Here is a 1,612-nt window from a genome sequence, read left to right on the forward strand (position 1 = left end):
GCGCTCCGTGCCGGGATGAGGCGCCCGGCGCTAGGGGGAGCAGATGTGAAAAGGGGAAAAGGCGGAATCCACGAAGAGATGGCGATAAACAAAGAGCGACCCTTCTGGGTCCTGTACGAGAACTGCGTGGAGAAGCACTTCGGTTCCCACCCGCTCAGCCACCGCGTGCTCGGCACGACCGAGTCCATCTCCGCCTTGCAGAGAGATCAGATGCAGGGGTACTTCGACGCTCGCTATTCGGCGGACAACACCGTGGTGTCGTTTGCCGGCAAGATCGATTTCGATCGCGCGATCGAGCAAGTCGAGGTGCTATGCGCCGGCTGGCAGTCAACAAGGCCAAGGCGGGACAACGCCGCTCCGCCTATCAAGGGTGGCACGCTCGACCTGCACGATGACAAGGTCAATCGCGCCTACATCCTCGCGCTCTGCGAAGCACCGGCACAAAACGACGACCGACGCTACGCCGCAGGGCTCCTCGCCCAACTGCTCGGCTCGGCGGACAACAGCCTGCTCCACTGGTCGCTGATTGAGACCGGCATCGCTGAGGAAGCGCAATCGAGTTATTCGGGGCATGATGGCTTCGGCGAGTACTTCGTCTTCGCGTCGGGCGATCCAGAGCGCGCCGACGAGATCTGGGAGATCACCAAAGCCCAGATGACGAGCGTGCGCGACAAGGCACAGGAGAAGGACCTGATCCTTCTGCGCAACAAACTCGCGACCGCCGTTACGCTCGGGGCCGAGCGTCCGCTGGATCGTATGCACCGACTGGGGCAAATGTGGACCGCGCGAGCGGAGTATCGCCCGCTCGAGGAAGACCTCGCTCGGATCAATAGCGTGACGATTCAGGACATTCGCGAGTTGAGCGCGATGTTCCCGCTGGTGCCAAGGACCTTGGGCACGCTCACGCCGCCAATCAAAAACTAGTGCCCGAAGTCACGCCGCTTTCGACGCCGCGACGCCGTTTTTCCCACGAAGGCGATTGACCTGGAGCGCTTTTGTGGCCGCGACGACCAGTTCGTGCGCGGACTTGACCGCACCGCCAAAGCGTGCCGCGCCGAAACTGATTGACATGGTCGGCTGGATCGTGCCGAGTTCCTTCTGGACTGACTCGATCGTCGATTGCGCAAGTCGATCATCGCTTGAGGACAGAACCACGGCGAATAGTTCGTGGGACAGGCGGCAGACCGCGACGCCCTGGGGCCCGAACTGTCGAGCAAGCACGTTCGCCAGTCGCACGATTCGCTCGTCCGCGTCGTCGTCGCTCACGGGTTCGTCGAGCGTCGAAGCATCGAGGCCAACCTGTAGCAACATGGGCGACTTTCCGTCGCTTGGCTTGCCTTCGAGCGCGGTTCGGATCAGGCTGTTGAACATGCCACGTGCGTACACGCCCGTGAGCGGACCGAACTCCGAAGAATCCTTGAGGAGCGACGCCAGCGTGCCAACCTCTCCAGACTCGCTAGCCGCAGATCCTTCGCCCGGATCGACCTGCGCCTGCCTATCGTCAGCCTGCTGCAAGATTTACGCAACCTTCCGGTAGGTGCCGGTGTCGAGATTGAACAGAAGAGACAGCTTCCGGGTCGCGTCGGCACCGCCGCGGTAGTGAGCGACGAGC

Annotated in this window: 2 protein-coding genes; one reads left to right on the top strand and one right to left on the bottom strand. The window is 62.3% G+C overall.

Features of this window, described 5'->3' with window-relative positions:
• A partial coding sequence (locus NJ959_RS29255) for a M16 family metallopeptidase (protein WP_254015275.1) occupies positions 1-924 on the top strand: 924 nt, incomplete at its 5' end.
• 9 nt (positions 925-933) lie between these two features.
• Here the strand turns inward: NJ959_RS29255 and NJ959_RS29260 are convergent.
• Complete coding sequence (locus tag NJ959_RS29260; protein WP_254015276.1) at positions 934-1,515, bottom strand: diguanylate cyclase domain-containing protein; 582 nt, start codon at positions 1,513-1,515, stop codon at positions 934-936.
• Between the last annotated feature and the right edge of the window lie 97 nt (positions 1,516-1,612).

The organism is Limnofasciculus baicalensis BBK-W-15, from assembly GCF_024178385.1.
GTDB lineage: Bacteria > Cyanobacteriota > Cyanobacteriia > Cyanobacteriales > Coleofasciculaceae > Limnofasciculus > Limnofasciculus baicalensis.